Origin of the sequence: Ruegeria sp. PrR005 (genome assembly GCF_010500245.1) — a bacterium.
GTDB lineage: Bacteria > Pseudomonadota > Alphaproteobacteria > Rhodobacterales > Rhodobacteraceae > Ruegeria_B > Ruegeria_B marisflavi.
In genome coordinates this window covers 1-25,734 of sequence record NZ_JAAGOX010000032.1, presented here as the reverse complement: position 1 = coordinate 25,734, position 25,734 = coordinate 1, and the positions used below count along the sequence as shown (strand labels likewise).

General features: G+C 61.2%; 23 protein-coding genes and 1 tRNA gene. 11 read left to right on the top strand and 13 right to left on the bottom strand.

The genetic code is table 11. From position 1 onward, the window contains the following. Nucleotides 1-28: 28 nt before the first annotated feature. The 7 genes from addA to regB all read right to left on the bottom strand — a co-directional run bounded on the left by addA (nucleotide 29) and on the right by regB (nucleotide 11,466). The gene (gene addA, locus G0P99_RS15645; protein WP_164131422.1) at nucleotides 29-3,385 is read right to left on the bottom strand and encodes a double-strand break repair helicase AddA; all 3,357 of its coding nucleotides are present in this window, start codon (nucleotides 3,383-3,385) and stop codon (nucleotides 29-31) included. Then, nucleotides 3,382-6,309 (bottom strand): double-strand break repair protein AddB, encoded by a 2,928-nt coding sequence (addB, locus tag G0P99_RS15640; protein ID WP_164131421.1) that lies wholly within the window; start codon nucleotides 6,307-6,309, stop codon nucleotides 3,382-3,384. The genes addA and addB overlap by 4 nt, the downstream gene beginning before the upstream one ends. After that, nucleotides 6,302-6,988, bottom strand: a complete 687-nt coding sequence (locus G0P99_RS15635; RefSeq protein ID WP_239059840.1) for a nucleotidyltransferase family protein — start codon at nucleotides 6,986-6,988, stop codon at nucleotides 6,302-6,304. The genes addB and G0P99_RS15635 overlap by 8 nt, the downstream gene beginning before the upstream one ends. After that, nucleotides 6,985-8,034, bottom strand: coding sequence for an aminoglycoside phosphotransferase family protein (locus G0P99_RS15630; protein ID WP_239059839.1), 1,050 nt, complete (start codon nucleotides 8,032-8,034; stop codon nucleotides 6,985-6,987). Before G0P99_RS15630 ends, G0P99_RS15635 begins: the two co-directional genes overlap by 4 nt. Continuing rightward, nucleotides 7,998-8,462, bottom strand: coding sequence for a tRNA (adenosine(37)-N6)-threonylcarbamoyltransferase complex ATPase subunit type 1 TsaE (tsaE, locus tag G0P99_RS15625; RefSeq protein ID WP_164131420.1), 465 nt, complete (start codon nucleotides 8,460-8,462; stop codon nucleotides 7,998-8,000). Before tsaE ends, G0P99_RS15630 begins: the two co-directional genes overlap by 37 nt. A 39-nt stretch (nucleotides 8,463-8,501) precedes the next feature. Next, nucleotides 8,502-10,001, bottom strand: coding sequence for a PAS-domain containing protein (locus G0P99_RS15620; RefSeq protein ID WP_164131419.1), 1,500 nt, complete (start codon nucleotides 9,999-10,001; stop codon nucleotides 8,502-8,504). A gap of 67 nt (nucleotides 10,002-10,068) precedes the next feature. Next, nucleotides 10,069-11,466 carry a sensor histidine kinase RegB gene (regB, locus tag G0P99_RS15615; RefSeq protein WP_164131418.1) on the bottom strand — a complete coding sequence of 466 codons (1,398 nt, stop codon included), beginning with the start codon at nucleotides 11,464-11,466 and terminating at the stop codon, nucleotides 10,069-10,071. Nucleotides 11,467-11,554: 88 nt separating this feature from the next. On the opposite strand from regB, the gene G0P99_RS15610 reads away from it, so the two are divergent. The 3 genes from G0P99_RS15610 (at nucleotide 11,555) to G0P99_RS15600 (ending at nucleotide 14,045) form a co-directional block, all read left to right on the top strand. Further along, a complete protein-coding gene (locus tag G0P99_RS15610) occupies nucleotides 11,555-12,172 on the top strand; it encodes an SCO family protein (protein WP_164131417.1) in 618 nt (205 codons plus the stop codon). An 84-nt stretch (nucleotides 12,173-12,256) separates the two neighbouring features. After that, nucleotides 12,257-12,811 (top strand): ActR/PrrA/RegA family redox response regulator transcription factor, encoded by a 555-nt coding sequence (locus G0P99_RS15605; protein ID WP_164131416.1) that lies wholly within the window; start codon nucleotides 12,257-12,259, stop codon nucleotides 12,809-12,811. 10 nt (nucleotides 12,812-12,821) lie between these two features. After that, nucleotides 12,822-14,045: a DUF563 domain-containing protein gene (locus tag G0P99_RS15600; protein ID WP_164131415.1), complete on the top strand. Its 1,224-nt coding sequence runs from the start codon at nucleotides 12,822-12,824 to the stop codon at nucleotides 14,043-14,045. Here the strand turns inward: G0P99_RS15600 and G0P99_RS15595 are convergent. After that, the gene (locus tag G0P99_RS15595; RefSeq protein ID WP_164131414.1) at nucleotides 14,018-14,611 is read right to left on the bottom strand and encodes an HD family hydrolase; all 594 of its coding nucleotides are present in this window, start codon (nucleotides 14,609-14,611) and stop codon (nucleotides 14,018-14,020) included. The genes G0P99_RS15600 and G0P99_RS15595 overlap by 28 nt on opposite strands. A gap of 205 nt (nucleotides 14,612-14,816) precedes the next feature. On the opposite strand from G0P99_RS15595, the gene G0P99_RS15590 reads away from it, so the two are divergent. The 4 genes from G0P99_RS15590 to G0P99_RS15575 all read left to right on the top strand — a co-directional run bounded on the left by G0P99_RS15590 (nucleotide 14,817) and on the right by G0P99_RS15575 (nucleotide 17,829). Further along, nucleotides 14,817-15,131: a hypothetical protein gene (locus G0P99_RS15590; RefSeq protein WP_164131413.1), complete on the top strand. Its 315-nt coding sequence runs from the start codon at nucleotides 14,817-14,819 to the stop codon at nucleotides 15,129-15,131. Between the two features lie 99 nt (nucleotides 15,132-15,230). Continuing rightward, entirely contained in the window at nucleotides 15,231-16,625 is a 1,395-nt protein-coding gene (gene ahcY, locus G0P99_RS15585) for an adenosylhomocysteinase (RefSeq protein WP_164131412.1), read from the top strand. Nucleotides 16,626-16,642: 17 nt separating this feature from the next. Further along, on the top strand, nucleotides 16,643-17,302 hold the full coding sequence (locus tag G0P99_RS15580) for a DUF922 domain-containing protein (RefSeq protein WP_239059838.1): 660 nt from the start codon (nucleotides 16,643-16,645) through the stop codon (nucleotides 17,300-17,302). A gap of 185 nt (nucleotides 17,303-17,487) precedes the next feature. Continuing rightward, nucleotides 17,488-17,829 carry a DUF2853 family protein gene (locus tag G0P99_RS15575; RefSeq protein WP_164131411.1) on the top strand — a complete coding sequence of 114 codons (342 nt, stop codon included), beginning with the start codon at nucleotides 17,488-17,490 and terminating at the stop codon, nucleotides 17,827-17,829. A gap of 231 nt (nucleotides 17,830-18,060) precedes the next feature. Here the strand turns inward: G0P99_RS15575 and G0P99_RS15570 are convergent, their stop codons facing one another. The 5 genes from G0P99_RS15570 to tsaD are packed head-to-tail and all read right to left on the bottom strand — an operon-like array spanning nucleotide 18,061 to nucleotide 21,247. Continuing rightward, on the bottom strand, nucleotides 18,061-18,456 hold the full coding sequence (locus G0P99_RS15570) for a DUF1761 domain-containing protein (RefSeq protein ID WP_164131409.1): 396 nt from the start codon (nucleotides 18,454-18,456) through the stop codon (nucleotides 18,061-18,063). A gap of 44 nt (nucleotides 18,457-18,500) precedes the next feature. Then, on the bottom strand, nucleotides 18,501-18,923 hold the full coding sequence (locus tag G0P99_RS15565) for an EVE domain-containing protein (RefSeq protein WP_164131407.1): 423 nt from the start codon (nucleotides 18,921-18,923) through the stop codon (nucleotides 18,501-18,503). Then, nucleotides 18,923-19,189 carry a YciI family protein gene (locus G0P99_RS15560; protein ID WP_164131405.1) on the bottom strand — a complete coding sequence of 89 codons (267 nt, stop codon included), beginning with the start codon at nucleotides 19,187-19,189 and terminating at the stop codon, nucleotides 18,923-18,925. Before G0P99_RS15560 ends, G0P99_RS15565 begins: the two co-directional genes overlap by 1 nt. A 1-nt stretch (nucleotide 19,190) precedes the next feature. Then, nucleotides 19,191-20,153: an NAD(P)H-dependent glycerol-3-phosphate dehydrogenase gene (locus tag G0P99_RS15555; RefSeq protein WP_164131403.1), complete on the bottom strand. Its 963-nt coding sequence runs from the start codon at nucleotides 20,151-20,153 to the stop codon at nucleotides 19,191-19,193. After that, nucleotides 20,150-21,247: a tRNA (adenosine(37)-N6)-threonylcarbamoyltransferase complex transferase subunit TsaD gene (tsaD, locus tag G0P99_RS15550; protein ID WP_164131697.1), complete on the bottom strand. Its 1,098-nt coding sequence runs from the start codon at nucleotides 21,245-21,247 to the stop codon at nucleotides 20,150-20,152. The genes G0P99_RS15555 and tsaD overlap by 4 nt, the downstream gene beginning before the upstream one ends. A gap of 131 nt (nucleotides 21,248-21,378) precedes the next feature. On the opposite strand from tsaD, the gene G0P99_RS15545 reads away from it, so the two are divergent. From G0P99_RS15545 to G0P99_RS15530, 4 genes are all read left to right on the top strand, one after another. Beyond that, nucleotides 21,379-22,059 (top strand): uroporphyrinogen-III synthase, encoded by a 681-nt coding sequence (locus G0P99_RS15545; RefSeq protein ID WP_370462809.1) that lies wholly within the window; start codon nucleotides 21,379-21,381, stop codon nucleotides 22,057-22,059. A 52-nt stretch (nucleotides 22,060-22,111) separates the two neighbouring features. Beyond that, nucleotides 22,112-23,365, top strand: a complete 1,254-nt coding sequence (locus G0P99_RS15540; RefSeq protein WP_164131399.1) for a hypothetical protein — start codon at nucleotides 22,112-22,114, stop codon at nucleotides 23,363-23,365. A 10-nt stretch (nucleotides 23,366-23,375) separates the two neighbouring features. Further along, complete coding sequence (locus G0P99_RS15535; protein ID WP_164131397.1) at nucleotides 23,376-24,869, top strand: heme biosynthesis protein HemY; 1,494 nt, start codon at nucleotides 23,376-23,378, stop codon at nucleotides 24,867-24,869. Between the two features lie 107 nt (nucleotides 24,870-24,976). Continuing rightward, nucleotides 24,977-25,052, top strand: a tRNA-Thr gene (locus tag G0P99_RS15530). Nucleotides 25,053-25,734 lie beyond the last annotated feature (682 nt).

The window sequence follows — 25,734 nt, the reverse complement described above, 5'->3', positions numbered from 1 at the left end:
AGGAAAGTAGGAGCGCCGGGGCGCAAGGTCAAGATATCTGGGTGCGACCCAGCGCTGCCGTCACAAGATCGTGTGGCAGCCACATCATCCGGGCGGTGCGTGTCCACAGGATTCCGGTCCGGATTTCGTGGTCCGGATAGATCTGCGCCAATGCCTGAGCATAGGCACCCATCTGCCGCAGCAGCCCCTCGGGACAGGCCTCAACGGTGCCGGGGACCACGGCATTGCTTTTGAAATCAATCACCTGAACCTCGCTTTCGGTGAGGATCAGCCGGTCGATCACCCCATGCATCCGTTGCGCTCCCAGCACCGCGCTGACCGGCACCTCGGCAAGGGTTCCCGGCGCAAACAGCGCTGCCAGATCCGGATGGGTCAGAACGCCGCGTGCCTCGGCCAAAAGATCGTCGCGCGCGGACGGCTGCATATCCGGTAGAAACCGGGCGCAGACCTCGGTCCATGAGGCCTCCTCGGCCCGCGGCAGATGCTCCAGCAACAGGTGAAGCCGCGTGCCCCGCAACTTCGCCGCCTCTTCGTCCAGCCCCGCCTCGCCGGGCAGCGCCTTGGCGCCGCCCAGGTCCGACGGAGAAATCGCTTTTAATTCAATAGGTTTCTCCGCTGGCTGCCGCACCCAATCGGGTAGTGGATGCGCAGTGATCTCCGCTGATTGGGCCTCGGCGAGCGGTAGCGCCTCCCAGTCCGCGTGCTCCAGCCGCAGGAAATCCTGCCCCTCAACCCGCACCGCCCCGGCCCGCGCCATTGCGTCGGCAACCATGCTGTACCAACTGCCGCCATCCTTGCCGATGTCGCCCGCCGCCGCGACGATCAACCACTTTTCCGCCCGGGTTAGAGCCACATATAGCAACCGCAGACGCTCGTTGGTTTCCCGCGCCTGTGCCGCCTCGCGCGCCGCCGACAGCACGGCGGGCGATCCGTCCTTGGCGACTCGCCACAGCGGCAGATCGCCCGCCTTCATGATCTCGGCATCACGCTGTGCCCGGCGCTGGGCGGTATCGGGCAGGATCACGATCGGCGCCTCCAGCCCCTTGGAGCCATGCACGGTCATGACCCGCACCATATTGCCCACACCGGTCATCTGGCGCTTGATCTCAAGGTCGTCGGTCTGCATCCAGACCAGAAAACCAGTCAGGCTGGGTATGTCAGACCGTTCATAGGCCAGCGCCTGACTGAGCAAGGCGTTGATCCCGTCTTCGGCCTCGGCCCCCAGACGGCCCAGCAGTTTCCGCCGTCCGTCATGGCGAGTCAGAATCCGCTCGATCAGGTCATAGGGGCGCAGGAAATCGGTCTGCCCGCGCAGATCGTCCAGAACGGCAAGTGTCTGGGGAAATTCATCTTTTCTGGACCGCAACGCCGCCCACAGATACCGCTCTGTGCGTCTGTGGGCCAGATCGAACAGCTGTTGCTCGCTCCACCCAAAAAGCGGCGATTTCAGCACCGTGGCCAGCGACAGGTCGTCCTCGGGCGTGGCGAGGAAACTCAGCAGCGCGGCCAGATCCCTGACCGCCAGTTCCGCGCCCACCTTCAACCTGTCTGCCCCGGCGATAGGCAGGCCAGCGGCTTTGCAGGCCCGGATGATCTCGGCAAAGAGGTCGGACCGGCGTTGGACGAGGATCAGGAAATCCCCTGGCCGCACTGGACGCCGCAGAAATGTGCCAGGAGAGTCGCCGTCGATGGGAATGGTTTCGCCCCCGTCGATCATCGCCTTGATCTGCGCCGCCACACGCTCGGCCAGGATCACGGTGTGATGGCGCGCACCAGGCCGGTCCACCGGGTCGGTCCAGTCGCCATCCTCGTCTTCTTCGACCTTTTCGACCACCGGCCACAGATCCACGCGGCCCGGCAGGTCGGATTTGAAGGCGCGATGAAGCGACTCTTTGCGGAACCCGGCCTCGGCCCGGTCTTCGAACACCAGATCGACAAGCCCAAGGATCGCGCTGGAAGAGCGGAAGGAGTATTCCAGCGTCAAATCCTCTAGGTTAGAGCCTGATTGACGCAGCTTGCGGCCGAATTCGGCCTGCATCCGGTCAAAGGCGTCCGGGTCCGCGCCCTGGAAGGAATAGATCGACTGTTTCTTGTCACCTACGACAAAGATCGTGCGTTCGACCCCTGCCCGCGCGCCTTCGCCGCTGGTGAACTCCTGCGCCAGCTTCTCGATCACGTCCCATTGTTCCGGGCTGGTGTCCTGCGCCTCGTCCACAAGGATATGGTCGATGCCGCCGTCAAGCCGGTAGAGCACCCAGGCCGCGACGCCCGGATCGGACAGCAGTTGCCGCGCCTTCAGGATCAGGTCGTCAAAGTCGAGCCAGCCGCGCAATTGTTTGCGCCGTTCGTATTCCGGCAGAAAGGCCGCCGCGAACCGGTGCAGCGCCGCCGACTTGCGCGCGGCGGTCAGGGCCAGCCGCCGGTCACGGGCCTCCTCGACCCGCAGCATCAGCGCCTCAAGCTGCGGCATCTGTCCGGCCAATGCTCCTTCGCGCAGGCCCTTGGTCGGGAAAGCGCCAATCTTGGCGGTAAAGGGTTCCTTGGCGCTCGCCCCGGTCAGCAGCACCTCTTCGAGAACGGTCAGCCCATCCAGCGTCGGGCCGTCGAACCGGGCCAGTTTTGCGCCGGCCTTCTGGTCGTTTGATCCGCTGCCCGCAAGCGCCGGCAGGAGCGAGCGGACAAGCTCCAGCTCGCCGCCCAGATAGACAGAGGGGAGAAGCGCATCCTCGTCGAATCCCGGCGGCAGGCCGAAGGCTTCGGCCAGTTGCTCCCAGTCCATAGGTTGTACAAAACCGGCCCGGTGCTGGCAGATCGCGGCGGTAAGGCTGTCGAATCCTGTGTCGGTTATGAACCGAGCGACCGCCTCGACCAGCGGTGCCTGTGGACCTTCGGCAAGATCCTCGACTATCTCTTCGCGCAGGAGCGCGGCGGCCCGATCCTCCATTTCCGCGAATTGCGGGCTGACCCGCGCTTCGAGCGGAAATCGGCGCAATAGAGCCGCACAAAACGAGTGGATGGTCTGGATCTTCAGCCCGCCCGGTGTCTCGATCGCGCGGGCAAAGAGTGTCCGGGCATGGGCCAAGCGGGCACTGTCAATCGTGCCCGGAACGCCAAGATCCGCAAGCTGGGTCCTGAGCAATGCGTCGCCCAGCATGGCCCATTCGCCCAAGCGTTTGAACAGGCGGTTCTGCATCTCGCTGGCAGCGGCCTTGGTATAGGTCAGGCACAGGATATGCTGCGGTTCGACCCCGTTCAGCAGCAACCGGGCCACGCGATCGGTCAGGACCTTTGTCTTGCCCGATCCCGCATTGGCCGCCAGCCAGGTCGAGGCGGCGGGATGCGAGGCGCGAAACTGCGCCTCGGTGGCTGCGTTGCGCGCGGTCATGTCAGATCCTCGGGCAGGGGCGTGGCGGTGCGATCCCATTCACCGAACCGGGCCAAGTGGTCATAGTCGCCAAAGTCCGTGTCCTTGTGCAGCATCCGGCGTGCGGTAAACCCCTGATCCGGCTCGAAATACGCCGCGATCAACTGGTGAAGTTCGGCCCAGACCCGTGCGGGGGGCTCCTCGGTCAGGGGCGCAGCCACTTCCTTGTAGCTGCCGCCCATGCCGATGAAGACCGCGCGCGCCACCGGCGACGGGTCCAGCCCTTCGAACCCGCCTTCTTCGGCAAGCGCGGCCTCGATCAGCAGTTGCTTGTCGAACTTGGCCTGCTGCCTTTCGCTGGGGGGCGTGCCGGTCTTGTAGTCGTAGATGCACAATGACCCGCGCCCGGTCATGTCGACCCGGTCGGCCCGTCCGATCAGGGTGAAGTCCAGCCCATCAAGCCGACGGTTCATCCGCACCTCGAAGCCCACCGGGCCGCCATCCGCGCGACGTTCCATTTCAGCGGCCAGGAACGCATCTGCCACCCGTTCCAGCCGCGCCAGCCAGAGCGCGCGCGCGGTGGGCCATGCGACCAGCTCGTCCAGAAGCGCGGCGGCGCGTTTGAGGAAATTCTCACGGCTGAGCAAGGCGCTATCCAGCAGGCTGTCCTTGACGAAACTTTCCAGGATCTCGTGGATCACGATACCCCTGAGTAACGCGTCAGGGGCCTGAACCAGCGGGTCCAGCGGCTTCAGCCGCAGCACGTGACGGGCGTAAATGGCATAGGGATCGCGGATCAGTTTCTTGATCTCGGTCACTGACAATTGCCTTGGCCGCGCGGCGACTGGTGGCCGGGGCGAGGGGCGTGGCGCGGGATCGACGCGCGGCGCGTCCTCCAGGGCCTGAGCCCAGGTCAGCCAGCCTTGACCACGCGCGCGCATTTCAGCCAGCGCGACATCGCCGCCCTGATCCGGCAGGCCCTGCAACAGGTTGGTCAGCCGGTTCAGCCAGCGCGACGGCACGGTTTCCGCGTCATCCGAGCGTTTGGCACGGGTCAGCCAGACCTCGGCCGCGCCGATGGCCTGCTGGAAATCATGCGCCGACAGACCGATGCGGCGCTCGGGCAGCAACAGGCCCGCATCATGGCGCATGCGTCGATTCAGCCAGGGGTCGGGGGCAGGGGCCTCGGGCCAGCTGCCTTCGTTCAGCCCGCCAAGGATCAGCAGATCGGCCCCCATCACGCGCGCCTCGAGCGTGCCCCAGATCATGATGCCGGGATAAGGGGCGTCGCGGTCGCGTACCTCGCCAGTGGACAAAAGCCCACCCAGCAGATCGGCGAAGTCGCGGGCGGACATATAGCCTCCGTGCGGCGCCTCGTCCTCGAGCGCGTTGACGATGGCCAGCGCCTCTTGTCCGGCTTTCTGCTCCCAGAGGGTCCCGCTCTGACCGGTTGATCCGGCAGAGACCGTTTCAGCCAACTGCCGCAGGCGCATAACCCATTCGGAAAGCGGCAGGGTGCCAGAGGCCGTTTGGTCGCAGAAACACTCAGCGACCCAGTGGGCCCACTCCGTCGGCACGTCGCGGCGGGCGGCAAAGTTCGCGAGGTCCTTGGCCTCGGGAAACGGCGGACCATTGCGGCGCAGGTCCAGTTCCAGATCGCGGGCATGCAACAGATGCTCGTTCCGGCCCGGGCCGGAGTGGCACAGCGGGTGTTTCAGCAGGGTCAGCAGCGCCTCTCCATCCAGGCGGGAGGCGAACAGCCCGGCCACGTGGCGCAGGAACCGGCCCGGAGGCGACAGTTGCAGCGGCAAACCGGCGCTATCGTCGGGCAGGATGTTCCAGCGATCCAGGGCGGAACCGACCTGGCGGGTCAGCATGCGGTCGGGTGTGATCAAAGCGGCGGTCTGCCCATCCTCGGCAGCCTGTCGCAAGCGCAGCGCGATGGCCAGCGCCTCGTCCCGGGGCGATGGTGCCTCGACAAGGGTGATGTCCTGCGTTGCCGTATCCAGCGCTTGCAGCCTTGGACCTTCGGTCATCCAGGCATCGGTGACCGGTGCCGGCCTGAGAGCCAATGACACCAACCGGTTTCGTGCGGGGCAGGGGGCGGGGAGGTCGGACCATCGGCGGATCTGATCGGGCGACAGCGAGAGCTGCTCCATCAGCCGGGCAAACCGGTACTGCGGGTGGTCCTCGGCCGTCAACGCATCGCCCAGTTCGGACCAGACATGGCCGGGCTGGTCGAAGTCGAAACCGGGCAGCACCACGGCGCCTTGCGGCAGGCGGGCAACCGCCTCCATCAGCAGCATGGTGGTGCCCCGAGATCCGGTCGAACCGGCCAGAATGACCGGGTGCGGTGGCGGCGCGGCCTGCCAGTCCGCGATCAGGGTTTCGACGATCCGCCTTTGTCGCGCCTGAACATCCAACGCGCCTTCGGCGGCGCCCAGGTAGCGCTCGGCAATCGCAATGAACTGCTGCGCGCGGGCCCAGTGTCCCGACAGGTCTGTCACGTCCAACTTGCGAATGGTGTCGGGCGCGACGCCTTCTCCCTGCATCTCGTCGATCAGCGCCGCAAGGCTGTCCGAAAGGTCGAAGATCGAGGCGCGCGCAGCCAGATCGGGTTGTTGGTCCAGCAATCGGGTGATCAGTTGCACCAGTTCAAGTCGGCGGCGCAGTGGCGGCACGGCGGTGGGCAGATATGTTGGCAGACCCAGCGCGCTCAGGTCGGTGACCAGTGAGATACGCGGCAGCAGGCTGGCTGGATCCGCGTCGAACAGGGTGGTGATGCGGCGCTCCATCCGGCGGGTGTTGACCACCAGATGCACCTGCGCCAGCGCATGCGGGGGCAGATGCGCACAGCGGCCACGCAAGCCGTCCACCAGTGCGCGAGGGAAATCGGCACCGGGTGGCAGCGCAAAGACACGCGGATGCGGACAGGGGTCAAACATGCGCAAGCAGTTCCTCGGCCAGGGTGATCCCGCCCGGATGGCCGACGTCGCACCACCGGCCTGGATAGGTGAGGCCGAACAGCCGTCCTTGCGCACCGATCCTGTTCCAAAGCAGGTTTAGGGAGAAACTGCGCTCGGGAATCTCTGCCAGTCCATCCGGCCTGACAATCTGCGCCCCACCATAGACCAGCCCGGCGCCCCGGTGGAGCCTGCCCTCGTCATCGCAGGAGAAATCGCCTTGGCCCAGATATCCCACTGTTTGCGACACCGGAACGCAGATCAGCAGCGCATCCATCCTGTCGGGGTTCCAATGTTCGGCCAGCAGGGCCAAGGGGTTGGGGCCGGACCAGATCGCATCCGTGTTCATGGTAAATACCGTGTCCGAGGCCAGCATTGGTCCCGCCTGCCGCAGCCCCCCGCCGGTGTCGAGGATATCAGGCTGTTCGTCCGATAGGATCACACCCTGCGGCTCCAAATGTCTTGCCAGCATCGGTGCGAGGTAATGGGTGTTGGCCACGATTCTGGGCGGCTCGACGGCGCGTGCCAGGTCCAGCGCATGGTCAACCAGCGGGCGGCCGGCGACCTTGATCAGAGGTTTCGGCCGGGACCGGGTGAGATCGCCCATGCGGGTTCCGAACCCGGCGGCAAACAGCATCACAGGAAAACGGGGCTGGCTCATGTCGGGTTCAACCGCGCAAGGTTTTCCGGGGTCGGGGGCGGCAGTGTTTCCCGCAACAGATCGGCGACCCCTGCCAGCGCGGGGTGTTCCAGATCACGCAACAGATGCGCCCATACCGCAGGCATCAACGCCAGATACCGCGTTTTCCCTAGCTCACGGGACAATCTGGCAAACACGCCGAGAATGCGCAGGTTTCGCTGGACACCAAGCACCGGATACGCGGTGCGAAACTCGTGATCATTCGCGCCTGTCGCGGCGATGAACCTGTCGATCATGCGCATCTCGGTGGCGGTCGAGACATCGCGGCGAATGTCCTGCAAGAGGCTGACAAGGTCATAGGCGGGGTGCCCCGTCACCGCATCCTGAAAATCCAAGAGACCAACGCGCGCCAGCCCCTGACGGTCTGGCAACCAGATCAGGTTTTCGGCGTGGTAATCTCGCAAGATCAGGACTTTGGGTCCTTGCGTGATGCGATAAAGAAGGCTTTCGAACCTTTCGATGAACCGGGTCATCGTTTCGGGGCGGGCATCCCCTGTGATCCCTTCGACATAATGCTCAAAGGCGATGGCCGTCTTTTCAGCCATGACGGTCGGGCCGAAACTTTCCAGTCCGGCGGGCAGGGGGGTGTCCCGCAACGAAATCAGCAAGTCTGTCGCGGCTTCGTACAATGGACGTTCGAGGTCCGGAGCGCGGTCGATCACCCGCGCAAAAAGGTCGTCGCCGAGGTCTTCGAGCAAGAGAAACCCATGGTCGGCGTCCGAAAAAAGGATTTCGGGCGCACTCAACCCGATCGAGCGCAGGTGTTGCGCAAGCTCGACAAACCTTTCGATCGTTTCTCCACCGTCCGGCGGGGCATCCATGAAAACCGCGGTCCGACCGGCATCCTGATCAGTCAGCCGCTCGTATCGCCGGGCGGACGCGTCTCCGGCAAGGGGCATACGACGGGCGCCAGACCAGGGTGACCGGGCGATAAACTCTTCTGCCAGGGCGGTCCGGCTGGTCGTTCGGGTCATGTCAGACGGGGTGGCCATTTCGGGTCGGTCCATTCGACAGTCAGCTTTCGGCGGGTTTCATGTTCGGGGTCGGCCTCAAAGGTGATCATCAGCGCATGTGGGGGTGTCAGCGGGCCAAGCCGGTCGGGCCATTCCACAAGAGTTATCGCATCGTTGAACGCTTCTGACAGACCCAACTCCTCAATCTCTTCGAGCGAGGAGAGGCGATAGAGATCGGAGTGCCACAGGTCGCCCCGCTCGGTGTCATAGACCTGCACCAGGGTAAAGGTGGGCGATGGAACGTCTTCCGGCACGGGCATCAGGGACTGGATCAGGCTGCGGGAAAAATGAGTTTTTCCACTGCCGATTTCACCCGAAAGCAGCAAACAGTCGCCGGGCCTGAGGGTGGAACCCAAAGACACCGCCAGGGCGGTGGTTTCTTCGGGGGAGTCCGTAGTCAGTTCAAGGTGCGAAGCCGTCATGGCCGCACAATGGCCGCGCCGCTTTCCGGCTGCAAGTCGCTATCCGATCCTTGCGGTTTCGGTCAGCGTCTCGGAGATGGTCGTCAGAGAGAAAACAACCATTGTCGCGCCGTTCTGGATTGGGTTGATCGTGCAATTCAACGGCCGGCCATCGCGCAACCGGACCTGACCCTCCCAGAGCGCGCGATTCTCGCGATTTGCCACGAAATCCCGAATGTCGCCCCACAGCGGTGTGGCGTTGCACTGTTCCTGCCAAGCGCGGGTGGCATCGACGATCGAGACTTTCGCAAAGCTTCGCTCGGGATCCGACTTCCACAATGTGTGATACGCCTTGTTGGAAAATGCGAGCGTGCCGTCAGAAGCAAACACGACAATCGCATCCTCGATGTGATCGAGAACGTCCTGGCCAAGCTCCAGCTCGGATCGAAAGCGGCGGGTCAGGGTGATGTCCGCGGTAATGTCTTCGAACAGAAACGCGATGGCCCCATCCGGATGAGGGCGGCCGTTCACCGAATAGACGGACCCCGATGGCAGTGTCCAGGTTTCTCGATAGACACCATCCGATGCCGCCTGCAACAGATCGTTCATCTCCTGGCGCCATCCGCCATAATTCTTTGGTTCCGGCATCATGTTGAGGTTTCTCAACCGGTCGAAAAAGCTTGAAACCGATGGTCGGCTGGTCAGGAAATCGGCGGGCAGGCTGGTCAGGTCGATCAGCGCCGGATTGAAAAGCGCCAGCTGCCTGTTCCTGTCGAAGATGGCCAGTCCGATGGACAGTTGTGCGAACGTCTTTGCCAATGTCTGCACAAAGTTGCGCTGGGCCACTTCGGCGTCGACGACCGCGTTGATGTCCACGGCATAGCACAGGCTGCCCGACTCCTGGGGCACGACCACAACGTCGAACCAAAGCTTTGTCTGTGAGGGAAAAACCGAAATCGAGACGCGGGATTTCTTTCCATCGCTGCCCAACTCTTCGACCTTGGGAAACAGCGGCTCATAGAGATCGAGGTTTCCGTTCCGAAGTTTTCGCGCCAACGCCACATAGGCGGCATTGCACCAGCGGATCTTCCCGTCGTTGTCGAGATGCCACACCGGATAGGGTGCCGGATCCATTGCCATTCTGATCGGGTCGGGGTCAGAGCGCCGCAACGCGTGCTGCCCCTTGCTGCCGCTGCGCAGTTCAACCCGAACAATACCGTCTACCCATTCACAGAACACCTCTCGCCCGGTGCGACCGTCTATGGGTTTGACGACGATTTCACCCTCTTGCTCGACGGTATCCGGGTCTGTCGGAAACCCGGGAAACTCGTCGGACAGTTTCTGGCGCAGTTCTTCCCAGTTGAGAACGTGCCTGTCGTCGCCCAGGTGAGAAGAGCCGATAACAGTCGACCCATCGAAGAGGAAGACATGCGGTGCCGCGTCTTCCGCGGTCAACAGATCGCGGGAAAAGCCGGACAGTTGCCTCGGAGTGGACAGATACCAAACGGTAAGCCCAGCCGAAGAAAGGCAAATCACCGCCAAAGCCACCCATTCCGCCATGATCGCATCCAGAACTGCCAACACCAATTCTGGCAATCATTGGCATAAGTGGTTAAGGCAACCTTAACTAAACCCTGAATGGTTCGTTAAGCCCGACCGGAACCGCATTTTCGCCGGTTTGCGCGTCGATCTGGCTGCGGGGCCAGGTCACCTGCACGATGGCACCGCGCCGCTCTGCCAGGTCGGTGAGCGTCTGGTACGGATCGGAGCCATTGGCGAACTTCAATTCGGCGCCGCTGCGTTCCAGCAATGTCTTGGCGATGAACAGACCCAGCCCCATGCCTTCGTACTCTGGCCGCGAGCGGGTATCGACCTCGGCGCGTCTTCGGCGCACGAACGGATCGCCGATCCGGCCGAACATATGCGCGGGATATCCGCGTCCATCGTCCATGATCGTGACAGTGATCGCCTCGGCCGTCCATTCGGCCTCGACCCAAACGGTGGATCGTGCAAAGTCGACAGCGTTCTGGATCAGGTTCCTGAGGCCATGGATGACCTCGGGCTTGCGCAGGATCGAGGGTTGCTGCAAATCGCCTCCCTCTCCGGGGCCCTCATCGAAATGCAGCGTCTTGCCACGATTGACATGTGGTTCGGCAGCTTCGTGGATGACTGTGGACAGGGGCGCCTGGCGTAGGTGCAGGTCGTCCTTTCCGGCACGGCCCATGTTGCGCAGGATGTCCCTGCAACGATCGGCCTGCTCCCGGATCAAGGCCGCGTCTTCCCGCAGGTCCGGGCGGTCGTCCAGTTCCTCGACCAGCTCGGAACTGGCCAGTTTTATGGTGGCGAGTGGCGTGCCCAGCTCGTGTGCGGCGGCAGCGACAACGCCGCCAAGATCGGTCAGTTTCTGTTCGCGGGCCAGTGCCATCTGGGTCGCGGCCAGCGCTTCGGACATCGACTGAACCTCGGAACTGATCCGATAGGAATAGGCGCCCAGGAAAACCATCGCGATGACGATTGCGGTCCAGTGACCAAAAACGAACACATCCGGGATGCGCAGAACAAACCCCATCTCGGTTTTGAGCGGCAAGTGGTAGAGCGCAAGCAAGGTCACCAGAATGATTGCGGTGGTGCCAATGATCAGGGTCGAGCGCAGTCCCATCACGTTGGCCGAGATGATCACCGGCCCGACCAGCAACAGCGCAAAGGGGTTGTGCAGGCCGCCTGTGAGGTACAGCAGAACGCCCAATTGTTGCAAATCGAACAGGACCATCAGAAAGTTCTCGAACTCGCTGAGGCGCTTGTTTCCAGGGAAAGCAAAGATCGCCATCACGTTGACGACGGCGGAAACCCCGATCGCCAGGTAACACAGACCCAGGTTCAATTGCAGGTGATAGGTCTGTTGCGCTACCGTGATGGCCACGATCTGGCCAGCGATGGCGACCCACCGCAACAGGATCATGGTGCGCAGGCGAATCCAGCTGCTGCGTTCTTGTCCCAGCACAAGGCTCATGTTGGATTCCGGCATCGTGCACTTATGTCCTGTTGCAACCGTCGGGTTTCTTGATAGGTCTCCGGCCCGACACGATCAACAGCCGCTGTCCATGAGGATCCTGATGAACCGATTTTATGCTATTCTTGCCGCCACGGTTGCAGTGGCGGCGCTGGGCGCAACATGGATCGCGACCCGCGGCGGTTCGGATGACCGGTTTGCTCAGTGCAGATCCAGCCAGATCGCAGGCGGCGCAGAGACGATTGGCGGGCCGTTCGAGCTGTTGAATGCCAAAGGCGAGACGGTAACTGACAAGGATGTGATCACCCAGCCGTCACTGCTCTATTTCGGCTATACTTTCTGCCCCGATGTCTGTCCGCTTGATACCTCGCGCAACGCAGAGGCCGTGGATATCCTTGAAGGCCGGGGCAAGATGGTGACACCGGTCTTCATCTCGATCGACCCCGACCGGGACACGCCCGAGGTGGTGGGCGATTTTGCCGCCAACCTGCACGAGCGGATGATCGGGCTGACCGGTTCGCCCGAGCAGGTGAAGGCCGCGAGCCAGGCCTACAAGACCTATTACCGGGCGCAGGACAAGAGCGATGAATACTATCTGGTCGACCATTCGACCTTTTCCTATCTCGTCCTGCCCGATGTCGGATTCGTCGAGTTTTTTCGCCGCGATGACACGCCCGAGCAAATGGCCGACAAGATCGGATGCTTCATAGATGCAATGTAGGGCGTGAAGGCTGTTTGACGCGGGCGCGATGGCTGGTAATACTCGCGGACAGCCAAAAAGACGAAAAACAGCGAAAGACAGAGCATGACGGACAACCTCCAGCCAGATATCGGTCCCGACAAGTCGCTTTTGCTTGTCGATGACGATGAACCGTTTCTGCGCCGTTTGGCCAAGGCGATGGAGAAGCGGGGGTTCGAAGTCGAAACGGCCGGGTCGGTCGCCGCCGGGCGCGCGATAGCCACGGCAAGGCCGCCTGCCTATGCGGTGGTCGACTTGCGGCTTGAGGATGGCAATGGCCTGGACGTCGTCGAGGTCTTGCGCGAACGTCGCCCGGACAGCCGGGTGGTGGTGCTGACCGGGTACGGGGCGATTGCCACGGCGGTTGCTGCCGTCAAGATTGGCGCGACCGATTACCTGTCAAAGCCGGCAGATGCCACTGACATCACCAATGCTCTCCTGGCCAATGGCGATACTCTTCCGCCGCCGCCGGAAAACCCGATGAGCGCGGACAGGGTGCGCTGGGAACATATCCAGCGGGTGTACGAGTTGTGCGATCGTAACGTTAGCGAAACTGCGCGTCGGCTAAACATGCACCGCCGGACCCTGCAACGGATTCTGGCAAAACGAAGCCCGCGCTGAGAGGTTCGCAATGGCGGAAACGCCCGACCTTAATCCAGACGACCCAAATTCACAGCCGCTGCCCGAAGGGGGCTGGTCCGAGACATTGACGCGGCTGGCCGAGGCGGTTGTTGTGCCACCCGAAGTCAGCGGTTTCACTCAGGCCGCCGGGGTTTTGTATTCGGATGGCAGCTATTGTCCCGAAGGTGCCCTTTGGCGCCGATACCGGCCTTTGACGACCCGCCCCGATATGCCGCAGGACGTGGCACAGATATTGCCGGGGCGCTGGATCTGGGGCGGAGTGCTGTGGGCACATTTCGGGCATTTCCTGGTTGAAAGCACCTCTCGCCTGTGGGCCTTGGACCATGTCGATGGCCCGATTGACGGCATTCTCTTCATTCCCAAACGACCGAAGGTCGGCGATCAGGTCCGGGGATATCAGCGCGATTTCATCGACCTGATGCGGCCGGACCTGCCGATCCATGTCGCAACTGAACCGACCCAAGTCGAAGAGCTGATCGTACCCGGACAAGGGTTCGGGTTGGGAAACATCACGCACGGAACGGCCAGGTTCCGCGATGCGATCCACCGGAGTTTCGCCAAATCGGTCGAACCCGATGGTCCAAGCAAGCTTTACATCTCCCGTTCCGCGCTGGGTCTGGGAAAGGGCGGTCTGTTGGGCGAAGAACGGCTGGAAGACCTATTGCGTGCCGAGGGGTACGACATTTTCCACCCCGAGAAGTTCTCTCTCGAAACCCAGCTTGCCAGATACAAGGCCGCCAGCCATGTCGTGGCCGCCGATGGTTCCGCGCTGCATTTATTTGCGATGGTGGGACGGCCCGACCAGAACGTGGCGATGATCCTGCGGCGCAAGGCGGGGCCCAATAATCTGTTGGCCAAGAATGTCGCGCATTTTTGCCGGAACAATCCGCTGGTGATCGACGCGCTCTACACCGAATGGGTGCGCGGCGACAAAGGCAAATCAAACCGCCTGTCTTTTGGTGAGCTGGATCACGCGGTGATTGGCCGGGGCCTGATCGCGGGGGGATTTGTTCGCCCGGATATCGACTGGCCGCGTGCGACAGACGAAGAGCGCGCCAAGATGTTCAGCGACAAGGGTCTGGATCAGGCTGGCGATTTTGTCGAAAGCGCCGACTACCAAACGCGCCGTCGCCGAAAGATGCGACATGAACGCCGCGCCCGTCGTGCGGAACGCGCGGTGTCCGATCAAAGCGCGGATATCAGCGCCAAGTAACGTTCGGTATAGGCCTTTCTCGTCTCAACGGGCGGTCTGAGCAGAATGTCGAGCCCTTCCATCAGGACCGGGTTCGGGCGTCCGAAAAACCTGTTCGCTTCGGCCTCGGAAAAACCGGCGATGCGGGTCGCCTCCATCCAGGCGCTTATACGGTCGGCGCGCTTGATCTGTTTCTTGATCGCGACCGGCAGTTGCGCCGGTAGGCCAAACCGGATGTGGATCGCTGCGGTAAGCCTGGCGTCGAGATGGCCGTAATCCGGTCCGACCGCGGCCTTCACCGGCGAAATCATGTCGCCGATCACGTATTCCGGCGCATCGTGCAGCAAGGCCGCCAGGCGCCATTTCGGCCCGGTGGCGGGGGCTATGCGGGCAAACAGGGTCTCAACCAGCAGCGAATGTTCCGCCACCGAATAGGCATAATCGCCATGCGTCTGCCCGTTCCAGCGCGCGACAAAGGCCAGGCCATGGGCGATATCCTCAATCTCGATATCCATCGGCGTCGGATCCAGCAGGTCGAGTCGCCGCCCCGACAGCATCCGTTGCCATGCTCTGGGCTGTGTTGCCATTCTGCCACGTCCCTTTCCAAGTGCCTTTTTTTCGCCACATTCCGGGCGCAGCCTTTGCCTTATCCCGATCAAATGCTGCCAGCCGTTCCAATTTTCGTCGAGGGTTCAGCCCGGCGGCAAGATCGCGATATCAAGTGAGGGGGGACGTGTTTTCCTCCCTGCACGTCCCCTTTCAGACCTGAACCTCTATCGAAAGGAGCTTGCCATGTTCAAGCGTCTGATGGGGATTGGAACAACATTTGGCATGGTGGCCCTGATGTCCCCGGCCGTGGCGCAATCCTGTGCGGATCGCGATGCGGTGATTGGCAAGCTACAGGAAAAATATTCCGAACAGTTGACCGCCGGTGGCCTGCAACCCATGCATCGAGGCCAGTCAATGATCGAACTTTGGGCCTCGGCCGAGACGGGCACGTTTACTGTTCTGTTGACAGACGCGAATGGCGTCAGTTGCATTGTGGCCGCGGGAACCGACTATTTTCAGGCCACGCCGGTGCCGCGCACGACGGATATTCCCAGCTGAAACTTTCCCCAAAAACCTGACCGGGCCGAACGTCGTTGCCACTTGTCCCCATGAATGATAGGGCGTCTGGCGACCGATTTTACCGGAATGGAGTGAAGAATGGCCGGGGATTACATCGTCAAGGACATTGCACTGGCCGACTACGGCCGCAAGGAACTGGACATTGCCGAAACCGAGATGCCGGGCCTGATGGCGCTGCGCGCCGAGTATGGTGAAAGCAAGCCGCTCAAGGGCGCGCGTATCGCCGGTTCGCTGCACATGACCATCCAGACCGCAGTTCTGATCGAAACGCTGGTGGCGCTGGGCGCTGACGTGCGCTGGGCGTCGTGCAACATCTTCTCGACACAGGATCATGCCGCCGCCGCGATCGCGGCCAGCGGCACCCCGGTGTTCGCCGTCAAGGGCGAGACGCTGGAGGAATACTGGACTTATACCGACAAGATTTTCCAGTTCCCCGAGGGCGGCGCCAACATGATCCTAGACGACGGCGGCGATGCCACGTTGTACATCCTCATGGGCGCCCGCGTCGAAGAGGGTGAGGAAGACCTGATCGCGGTTCCGACCAGCGAAGAGGAAGAATACCTGTTCGCCCAGATCCGCAAGCGGATCGCCGAAACCCCGGGCTGGTTCGTGAAGCAGCGCCACATGATCCAGGGCGTGTCCGAAGAGACCACCACCGGTGTTCATCGTCTCTACAAGATGATGGAAAAGGGCCACCTGCCGTTCCCCGCGATCAACGTGAACGACAGCGTCACCAAATCGAAGTTCGACAACAAGTACGGCTGCAAGGAATCGCTGGTCGACGGTATCCGCCGCGCCACCGACACGATGATGGCAGGCAAGGTCGCGCTGGTCTGCGGCTATGGTGACGTGGGCAAAGGCTCGGCCGCCTCGCTGCGTGGCGCCGGTGCACGGGTGAAGGTGACCGAGGTTGATCCGATCTGCGCGCTTCAGGCTGCGATGGACGGTTTCGAAGTCACCACCCTGGAAGATGAAGTCGCCAGCGCCGACATCTTCATCACCACCACCGGCAACAAGGACGTGATCCGCATCGAGCATATGCGCGAGATGAAGAACATGGCCATCGTTGGCAACATCGGCCATTTCGACAACGAGATCCAGGTTGCCGCGCTGAAGAACCACAAGTGGACCAATATCAAGGACCAGGTCGACATGATCGAGATGCCCTCGGGCAACAAGATCATCCTGCTCTCCGAAGGTCGCCTGCTGAACCTCGGCAACGCGACCGGGCACCCGTCCTTTGTGATGTCGGCTTCGTTCACGAACCAGGTTCTGGCGCAGATCGAGCTGTACACCAAGGGCGACAAGTACCAGAACGAGGTCTATATCCTGCCCAAGCATCTGGACGAGAAAGTCGCCCGCCTGCATCTGGACCGGATCGGCGTGAAGTTGACCAAACTGAGCCCGGAACAGGCCGATTACATCGGGGTCACGCCCGAAGGCCCGTTCAAGCCGGAACACTACCGCTATTGATATCCAGCGATGGGCGGATGCCCGTCCTGAGAATTCTGACCGCCCCGGGAAACCGGGGCGGTTTTTTCATTCGGTTCGAAATTGTTGACAAGAAAACTGTTGCGCGACAGCTTCGCAGAACAACGAGTTCTGAACCCGCAAGACAACAAGCGGGGCGTTTATTGGAGTGTGGAATAATGAAGATGTCCTTTTCAGGTGCTGGTTTCAAACAAACCGTTTTTGTATTTGCTCTGGGCGTGATGCTTGGCGCGACGATGGTTGAGGCCAAGCCAAAGATCTCGGTTGTGGAAAAGACCTATACGGTGGATGCTACCACCGCGCGCGCCATGGTTCAGCAGATGGGACAGCGCGGGCCGAATGGTTATTGGGCTTACACCGACTGGTATGTGAATTGGACCGGAAACTGCGATCTCTCGGTCAAGATCACTTACACGATGCCCAAGCACAAGAACGAAGCCAAACTTGATCCGGCGGTGCGCGAGAACTGGAAAACCTTCCTTGCGGCGCTGCGGAAACACGAGGAAAAGCATGGTGCCCACGGCATTCAGGCCGCGCAGGAGATTGAACAGACAAAATGCGCCGATGGTCAGGCCGTCATCAAGAAATGGAGCAACCAGGACAAGGTTCTGGACAAGCGTACCGACCATGGCAAGAAAGAGGGTGTGGTTCTGAAGTAACGGAGCGACCAGCCCGGCCACCAAAGGCCGAAACCGGTGGTACCTACGTGGCATCGCTCTGACCTTGTTTGTTTACAGGGAAAAACCGGCCAAATTTTCCCTTTGTGCATGCCCGGGCTGCCGTTACGCTCTCCCCAGTGCCGGATTGACCGGTCGAAAACAGAAAAACTCGGGAGAGTGAAGAGATGGGAAAACGCGACGATCTGATCGCAAAATACGCCGATGACCTGAAGAACAAGTGCGGGATGACCCCGGACATGGACCTGCTGACCAAGGTCACGATCGGTTGTGGGCCGGCAATCTACGATGCTGATGCTTCGACAGTCGCGGCAACCCAATCGGGTGAGCTGGAAACTGTGAAGAACAATTTCCTTATCAAGAAATTGGGCCTGTCCGACGGCCCGGAACTGGACGCGGCGATTGCCAAGGCAATGGAGACCTATGGCCAGTCCGAGCGCAACAAGTACCGCGCCGTGGTCTATTACATGCTGACCAAGCATTTCGGCAAAGAAGCGGTTTACGGCTGATACCAAGCCCTGAGAACGATGAAACGCCTGTGTCCTTGCAGGCGTTTCGCATTTTACGAGTATTCTTCGGGCTTGGTGTTTGAGTCGGCCCCGGTTTTTGCGGTATACAGAGTCCATGACCAGTACGGTCAGAACCTTGAAATTCGTTCGCGTGTGGTGAGTTGGGAGCACGCGGGGTGGGGGAAGGTTCTGCGCCGTCGGAACCTTCCCCGTTTTCTTTTGATGTAACGCTCAGAATAGCGTCAGGATCAGTCCCATCGCCGCGCATGCCAGCGTGGCATAACCGCCGTCAATCAGGCTGAGCCGGAATGGACGCATGGCATAAAGGTTGTTGAGGGCAATCCACGGCGAGATGAGGAAAAGACCGACACCGATCCCCGCAACAAGACCCGCGCCCGGTGTATCAAGACCCGACAGGGCAAAGACATGCCGCATCATTCCCGCCACAACCAGCTGTAGCACAAAGCTCATTACGAAAATGCCAGGGTTCATTCCGCCTTCGGGTTTACCGTCCGGGCCGCGGGGTACGCCGGACGCCTGTATCCAGGGTTCGGCCAGCACCATGTACCACACAGACCCAAGGACAAACGCACCAAGGGCGGCCGCGAAAACATTGAGAACTTCCATCTTCCGCCTCGTCGAAGAGTTGCGACAAGGTCAAGAATGCCCGATCAATCGGATTCTGTCTGCCCCAATGCGCAGATCGCCAGCCATTGGTCTTCGCTCACGGGTTGCACCGACAAGCGCGAGTTCTTGACCAGCACCATGTCAGACAGACGCGGATCCGACTTGATCTGATCCAGGGTCACGGGTTGCACGAAAGGACGAACTGCCTTGATATCCACGCATTCCCAGCGCGGATCCCCGGCCTTGCTGTCCGGATGCGCTTCGGCGCAGACCTCGACGATGCCGACAACCGCCTTTTCGGTTTGCGAGTGGTAGAAAAACCCCCTGTCGCCCAGCTTCATGGCGCGCATGAAATTGCGTGCCTGATAGTTGCGCACGCCATCCCATTCCTCGCCTTCGTCGCCCTTGGCCGTCTGACTATCCCAGCTCCAGGTCGAGGGTTCGGACTTGAACAGCCAATAGGCCATCAGATCACCTTTTTCCAAGGGATCAGCTCGACGGACTGGAACAGACCGGCCTTGGCATAGGGGTCGTTGGCAGCCCATGCTTCGGCGGCGGCCATGTCTTCGACGTCGAGGATCACCAGCGATCCGATCATGGTCTCGCCATCCAGCAAGGGCCCGGCCTGTGATACGACGCCGGAGGTCTTGAGATAGTCCACATGTGCCGGGCGGTTGTCGAGCCGGGTTTGCAGGGCGCCTTCCTTATCCTTGGCGATCAGGGCAACCAGCATGTCATTCCTCCTTGAGCGGTCTTGCCAGCAGTTGAGCCATCGCCTCGGGCAGGGTCAAGCTCTGGTTCACAAATCCGGTCACGCAAGAGGTGATCGGCATATCCAACTCCATTTGCGCGGCCTTTTCAGCCACCGCAAGCGCGGTTGCCGCGCCTTCAACCGTAATTGATCCGTCAAACCCCTCTTCGCGCCCGATCGACAGGCCAAGCCGGTAGTTCCGCGACAGGTTTGACGTGCAGGTCAAAGCCAGATCGCCAAAACCGCTGAGCCCGGCCAGTGTCTCGGCCCGGGCACCAAGCGCCAGCGCCATGCGCTGCATCTCCGCATAGCCTCGGGTCATAAGCGCCGCACGGGCGCTTTCACCCAGTCCGGCGCCGATCACAGCGCCACAGGCAATTGCGATCACGTTCTTCAGGGCGCCGCCCAGTTCGGTTCCAATGATATCTGTCGTGCGGTACAGGCGCAGGCTGGCGGTCGACAATTCGGCTTGCAGGTCCTTGCCGATTTCGGTGTCTTCACACGAAAGTGTCAGCGCCGTTGGGAGCCCGCGGGCAATGTCCGCAGCAAAGCTTGGTCCAGTCAACAAGGCGGGCACGGCGTCAGGCAGGGTTTCCGAGATGACGGCAACAGGTCCCAACCCGCTGCCCAATTCGATCCCCTTGCAACAGGCGACCAGACGGCGACCAGCCAACACCGGACCATGAGCCTGTAATGTACGGCGCAGTTGTTGCATGGGAACCGCCAGCAGAATCGTCTCCGTCTCGGGGATTTCTGCCAGATCGTCGATAACCATCAAATCGTCGGGGAACGGCGCGCCCGGCAAGCGCCGGTCATTCCGCCTGGTCACTTTCATTTCCTGCGCATGGTCAGGATTGCGCGACCACAGTCGAACCTTTCCCTGGCCTGCCAGCGAGATTGCCAGCGCGGTGCCAAAAGCACCGGCACCCAGAACGGTGACACTCATGCCTTTGCGCCTTTCTTGCCGCTGCCCAACAAGGCCGGGCTGTTCTGATCGAGCGGCCAGCGTGGGCGGGCCGACAGCGTCATGCTGTCGTGCGCACCCGCAAGAAACAGCTCTATGCCCGCATAGGCGATCATCGCCGCGTTATCGGTACACAGGCGTAGGGGTGGCGCGACAAACCCGATGCCCATTTCGCCACAGACCTCTTCGAGAGCGGACCGGATGGACGCATTGGCGGCTACTCCGCCCGCAACCGCTAGCACGGGAGTGTCTGGATTTTCCGCCAGATAGATTTTCATCGCGCGACGCGTTTTTTCCGCCAGAGTATCGACGATCGCCGCCTGAAAGCCGGCACACAAATCGGCGCGGTCCTGACGTGTCAGGCCGCCTTGCTCGGCAACCAGTTGGTCTCGCAGACGCATGAGCGCGGTCTTGAGGCCGGAAAAGGACAGGTTGCAATCGGGCCTGTCCAGCAGGGGTCGGGGAAAGCGGAACCTTTTCGGGTCGCCGAGTCTGCCTTCGGCCTCGACAGAGGGGCCGCCGGGTTGCGGCAAGCCAAGCAGACGCGCCGTCTTGTCAAACGCTTCGCCGGGCGCATCGTCAATTGTCCCTCCCAGGCGGGTAAACGCCTGGGGGCCATGGACGATCAGGTACTGACAATGCCCTCCCGACACCAGAAGCATCAGGTAGGGATAGTCGATCCGGTCGGTCAATCGTGGCGTCAGCGCATGGCCGGCAAGGTGGTTCACACCGATCAGCGGCAGGCCGGTGGCGGCTGCAATCCCCTTGGCGCACATGACGCCCGACATCACGCCGCCGATCAGGCCGGGGCCTGCCGTCACGGCAACAGCATCCAGCTTGTCCAGGCCAACCCCCGCCTGCTCCAACGCCTGGCGAACGCTGACATCGAGCTTTTCCGCATGCGCCCGCGCTGCAATTTCTGGAACAACACCGCCAAAGGCGCTATGCAACTCGGACTGGCCGTACACGACCGAGGACAGAATCTGAGGCGTAGAACCGTCAACAAGCCGCACAACCGCAGCGGCGGTATCGTCACAACTGCTTTCCAGCCCAAGTACGGTTAAGCTTTCGATCATCGGTTCCAACCGTTGCATCCTGTTCAGTTGGCGGGGTATCACCGCAGGCAACGGCAAACAATCCCGTCACACTGGAGGCTGCCCTGACCTATCTCTTGATGACTCGTCCACTGGCTTCATCCGAGAGGTTCGTGGCCAGCCTCTCTCCTGATATCCTCAACAAGGTGACGGTGGTTCACTCTCCGTTGCTCGAAATAGAGTATCTTCAGGACGACCTCGATTTGCGAAAGGTGCGGGGGCTTATTTTTACGTCGGCCCATGGGGTCGCGGCCGCGTCGCAAATGACCGAGTCCCGTGACCTGCCTTGTTTCTGCGTCGGCCGAGCCACGACAGATGCCGCGCGACGCGAGGGTTGGAAGGCCACCATGGCCGGTGAGAACGCGGAAACGCTGATCGCGTTTTTGCTTGCCGCGCGACCTGCGACACCGCTTTTGCACCTCAGAGGGGATCATGCCCGCGGCGAAGTGGCGGAAACCTTGTCCCGTTCAGGTATGCCGACCACCGAGCGGGTCATTTACGCCCAGCACCTCTTGCCATTGTCGGATCCTGCCCAGGCGGCTTTGGCCGGGACATCGCCGGTTGTCGCATCGCTGTTTTCACCGCGCACCGCGCGACAATTTGCCGACATTGCCGCCCCCAAGGCCCCTGTATGGTTGGTTGCCTTGAGTCGCGCTGTCAGGGAACCACTTGAAAACGTGAAGAATATTCGTCTTGTGACGGCCGAGAGACCAGATGCCGAAGCAATGCGGAACGCGATGGAAACCCTGATCCGCGAAGCCATGCGGGTTGAGGGGCTGTCGGAGCCGCATTAATCTCGACCGGTATCTGGTATTTTTGATTTTCAGAATCGAAAGGGACATCGCAGTGGCGGACAAGAAAGACCAAGAGTTGGAAACCGTCACCGACCAAGTCTCTGGGGACTCAATGATACCTGAAAACCAGCCTGCACTCGACAAGGAGCTTGAAGCCGAGTCGGAAGAAAGCAAGGTTTCGTCAGAAGCAGAAGCAGAAGCAGAAGCAGAAGCAGAAGCAGAAGCAGAAGCAGAAGCAGAAGCAGAAGCAGAAGCAGAAGCAGAAGCAGTTTCGAATACCCAGGAGCAATCGACTGCGCCCGCACCAACCACAGAGCGTCGTGGCGGGTTTTTGGCAATCATGCTTGGAGGGGTTCTGGCTGCGACGCTCGGCTATTTCGCCGGCCGGACCGATGTGATCGATTCTTTCCTGCCGCCGAACCTACGGGCAGGAAATGCCCAGGAAGAGATCGCCGAACTCAGCGCCCGAATCGCCCAACAGGAAGCTACGCTGGCCGAGCTAAAATCGTCGGTCGGCCAGATTCAGATCCCGGACATATCCGGTCTTGATGCGCGCGTCGGAGAGATCGCCGCAAAGCTATCCGAAAATGCGGCGGCCATGACGTCGGAAAGCGCCAGCCGATCCGACGCAATTGCAGCATTGGCCAACAGGCTGACGGAAATCGAGAAGCGACCGATCACCGAAGGCGCATCACCCGAAGCGGTAGCCGCCTACGAGGCCGAACTTGCCAGAATGCGCGAGGCGCTTGCCGCGCAGCGGGCGGAAGTCGAACAAATGGTGCAAGAGGCCCAGGCATTGAAAGCGAGCGCCGCGTCCGATGCAACGGCGGCCGCAAACCGGGCCTTGATGGCCCGGCTTCATGCCGATCTGGATGCGGGAATGCCTTATGCATCCTTGCTGGAACAGCTTTCCCTGGCGGGCGTCGACGTGCCAGAAGCGCTTTCTGCAACGGCCGCCGAAGGTGCGCCAACCCTGGCGGAATTGCGCCAGGGTTTCCCGGTCGCTGCCAGGGCCGCGCTGTCCGATCTTCGCGAGACCGAGAAAGGCAGCGGTTTCCTTGCGTTTCTTGAACGGCAGACCGGGGCCCGCTCGGTTGTTCCGAGGGACGGGGACGATCCCGATGCGGTACTTTCCAGAGCAGAGGCAGCAGTGACCGCCGGAGACCTTGCATCGGCGCTCGACTTGGTATCGCGTTTGCCGGATCCCGCCCAGGCCGCTTTGGCGGAATGGACTGAACTTGCCCGCGCACGGCACGATGCCATCGCGGCGGCCGCCGCGCTGGCGCAAAGCCTGAACACGAACTGAAGGACAGTCCATGCTGTGGTCATTGCTCAAGATCCTGGTTTTCGTCGCGATCATTGCCATGCTGGCATTGGGCGCAGGGTTCCTTATGGAAACCAGTGGCGGTGTCCAGATCACCGTTTCAGGGATGGAGTATACGCTCGGTCCGCTGCAATCCGTGATCGCGTTCGTGGCCTTGGTCGGGCTGGTCTGGCTGTTCTTCAAGCTTCTGACACTTCTGATCGCCACGTTGAAATTCCTGAACGGGGATGAAACCGCCCTGTCGAGGTTCTTTGACCGTGGTCGGGAAAGACGCGGATATCAGGCGCTGGCCGAAGGGCTTATGGCGCTGGCCTCGGGCGAGGGGCGCCTTGCGATGAGCAAGGCGGCAAAGGCCGAGAAACTGCTGCAAAAGCCTGAACTGACCAATCTGGTGGTGGCCCAAGCCGCCGAGATGACAGGCGACACGCGCAAGGCGACCGAGACCTATCGCAAGCTGATTGGTGACCAATCGACCCGGTTTGTCGGTGTCCGGGGCATCATGAAACAGAAACTTGCCGAAGGGGATGACGAAACCGCCCGCAAGCTGGCGGAAAAAGCGCTGGCCCTGAAACCGCGCCATGAAGAGACGCAGGATGTGCTTCTGCAACTTCAGACACGGGCACAGGATTGGGCCGGTGCGCGGGCCACGCTGGGAACAAAGCTCAAGACAGGGACCTTGCCGCGGGATGTTTACAAACGACGTGACGCGATTCTCGCCTTGTCCGAGGCCAAGGACCTGATCGCTGAAGGTGCATCGGTCGATCAGCAGGAGCGCGCGATCGAGGCCAACCGGCTGTCCCCCGATCTGATTCCCGCCGCCGCAATGGCGGCCCGCGCGCATATCGCCAAGGGCAAACCGCGCAACGCCGCCAAGATCCTGACCAAGGCCTGGCAGGTCCGCCCGCATCCCGATCTGGCCTACGCCTTTGCCGAGATCGTGCCTGACGAAACACCCTCAGAACGCATCAAACGCTTTGCCGCGCTTGCAAAAGTACAGCCCGACCACGCGGAAACCCGTCTGATGATGGCGGAGCTCAACATCGTGGCGGAGGATTTTCCAGAAGCAAGGCGGGCATTGGGCGACCTGTTGGAGCGTGATCCTGACGCTCGGGCCTATACGCTCATGGCCGCAATCGAACGAGGCGAGGGGGCATCGGACGCCGTTGTACAGGGCTGGCTGGCGCGCGCACTTACAGCCCCGCGCGGTCCGCAATGGGTCTGTGACAACTGCCGTCATATTCACCGCGAATGGGCGCCGGTTTGCGAAAACTGCGGTGGTTTCGACACTTTGGCCTGGTCTGCGCCGCAGACACCGGAAATCGCATCGGTCACGGCAGCAAACTTGTTGCCGCTGATTGTGGGTGCGTCCAACGGAACCGAATCCGAGCCGGAAGAGGAAGAGTCCGATGACGTTTCTGTCGCCGAAGACGGGGAAGTACTGGAAGACTCACCAACCGACGTCTCGGAGGAGAACGACCGCAAATAACCTCTTTTCTAAGGCCTGAACGACTGATAAGTCACGCGCGGTCAAGGTAGCTTAGGCTGCTGATTGTTACGATTGGGTCCCTGTCCGGGCCGCTACAAGAGAAGAATGCCGCTGTAGCTCAGCTGGTAGAGCACGTCATTCGTAATGATGGGGTCGGGGGTTCGAGTCCCTTCAGCGGCACCATTCTTCTCGGAAAAACATGACGTTTTCCGTTTTTCTGGCAGTATCCCTTGTTTCCTGGTGTGCCTTGCGCCGGTCTTCGTTGGGACGGGCTTTGCCGCAACTGGATTGGCGCTGTGACAGGCGGGTCCAGCGTTTCTTGGTGATTCTCGGCTCTTCGAAATTTGAATACCTTCGGAAAAACAGATCCGGTTGGTTCTTTCTGGCATCCTAGTTGAAGAACTTCTTGACAGTTGAAACGACGGATTCTTGCCCGAACATCCCGGGGCAACCCGCCGGAACTCCATCTGGGACCCAAGCTCTCTCCATCGAAATCCGGCAGGCAAATACCGAGTGTTTTTCTTCCGAAAGCAGAAGACTCCTGCGACCAGGGTATTGGGGATACCTCTGCTTTGACGCTGACTGCCTCCAAGCCTACAATATCTGGGTACCCACGGGTATTCCCGATGAACATAGACGAAAGATTCGGAGTGCGCACCGGATTTGTGTCGCTTTTAGAGGGCCGTATGTCGCAAAGTTGTGGTGAAAAGCGGCTTCGAAGATTTTGGTGCATTTTTTGAATTTTTTGCAAAAAGGCTCTTGCGGCTGTTGGAGAGAGACCGTAGATAGCCCCTCACCGGCGGCGCTGAGGTGCTGCTGACGGGTCGGAGAGACGGCTGGACGCGCTGGAGAGACGGCGGCATTC

Bases quoted from the DNA above. Each gene is read 5' to 3' on its own strand.
- G0P99_RS15590 (WP_164131413.1), top strand. From the start codon at position 14,817: ATGTTCAAGCGTCTGATGGGGATTGGAACAACATTTGGCATGGTGGCC.
- G0P99_RS15560 (WP_164131405.1), bottom strand. From the start codon at position 19,189: ATGCTGGTTGCCCTGATCGCCAAGGATAAGGAAGGCGCCCTGCAAACC.
- G0P99_RS15600 (WP_164131415.1), top strand. From the start codon at position 12,822: ATGGCGGAAACGCCCGACCTTAATCCAGACGACCCAAATTCACAGCCG.
- addA (WP_164131422.1), bottom strand. From the start codon at position 3,385: ATGACCGCGCGCAACGCAGCCACCGAGGCGCAGTTTCGCGCCTCGCAT.
- G0P99_RS15605 (WP_164131416.1), top strand. From the start codon at position 12,257: ATGACGGACAACCTCCAGCCAGATATCGGTCCCGACAAGTCGCTTTTG.
- G0P99_RS15575 (WP_164131411.1), top strand. From the start codon at position 17,488: ATGGGAAAACGCGACGATCTGATCGCAAAATACGCCGATGACCTGAAG.
- G0P99_RS15580 (WP_239059838.1), top strand. From the start codon at position 16,643: ATGCCCGTCCTGAGAATTCTGACCGCCCCGGGAAACCGGGGCGGTTTT.
- tsaD (WP_164131697.1), bottom strand. From the start codon at position 21,247: ATGATCGAAAGCTTAACCGTACTTGGGCTGGAAAGCAGTTGTGACGAT.
- tsaE (WP_164131420.1), bottom strand. From the start codon at position 8,462: ATGACGGCTTCGCACCTTGAACTGACTACGGACTCCCCCGAAGAAACC.
- G0P99_RS15595 (WP_164131414.1), bottom strand. From the start codon at position 14,611: ATGGCAACACAGCCCAGAGCATGGCAACGGATGCTGTCGGGGCGGCGA.
- G0P99_RS15565 (WP_164131407.1), bottom strand. From the start codon at position 18,923: ATGGCCTATTGGCTGTTCAAGTCCGAACCCTCGACCTGGAGCTGGGAT.
- G0P99_RS15570 (WP_164131409.1), bottom strand. From the start codon at position 18,456: ATGGAAGTTCTCAATGTTTTCGCGGCCGCCCTTGGTGCGTTTGTCCTT.
- regB (WP_164131418.1), bottom strand. From the start codon at position 11,466: ATGCCGGAATCCAACATGAGCCTTGTGCTGGGACAAGAACGCAGCAGC.
- G0P99_RS15630 (WP_239059839.1), bottom strand. From the start codon at position 8,034: ATGGACCGACCCGAAATGGCCACCCCGTCTGACATGACCCGAACGACC.
- ahcY (WP_164131412.1), top strand. From the start codon at position 15,231: ATGGCCGGGGATTACATCGTCAAGGACATTGCACTGGCCGACTACGGC.
- G0P99_RS15610 (WP_164131417.1), top strand. From the start codon at position 11,555: ATGAACCGATTTTATGCTATTCTTGCCGCCACGGTTGCAGTGGCGGCG.
- addB (WP_164131421.1), bottom strand. From the start codon at position 6,309: ATGTTTGACCCCTGTCCGCATCCGCGTGTCTTTGCGCTGCCACCCGGT.
- G0P99_RS15555 (WP_164131403.1), bottom strand. From the start codon at position 20,153: ATGAGTGTCACCGTTCTGGGTGCCGGTGCTTTTGGCACCGCGCTGGCA.
- G0P99_RS15535 (WP_164131397.1), top strand. From the start codon at position 23,376: ATGCTGTGGTCATTGCTCAAGATCCTGGTTTTCGTCGCGATCATTGCC.
- G0P99_RS15620 (WP_164131419.1), bottom strand. From the start codon at position 10,001: ATGGCGGAATGGGTGGCTTTGGCGGTGATTTGCCTTTCTTCGGCTGGG.
- G0P99_RS15635 (WP_239059840.1), bottom strand. From the start codon at position 6,988: ATGAGCCAGCCCCGTTTTCCTGTGATGCTGTTTGCCGCCGGGTTCGGA.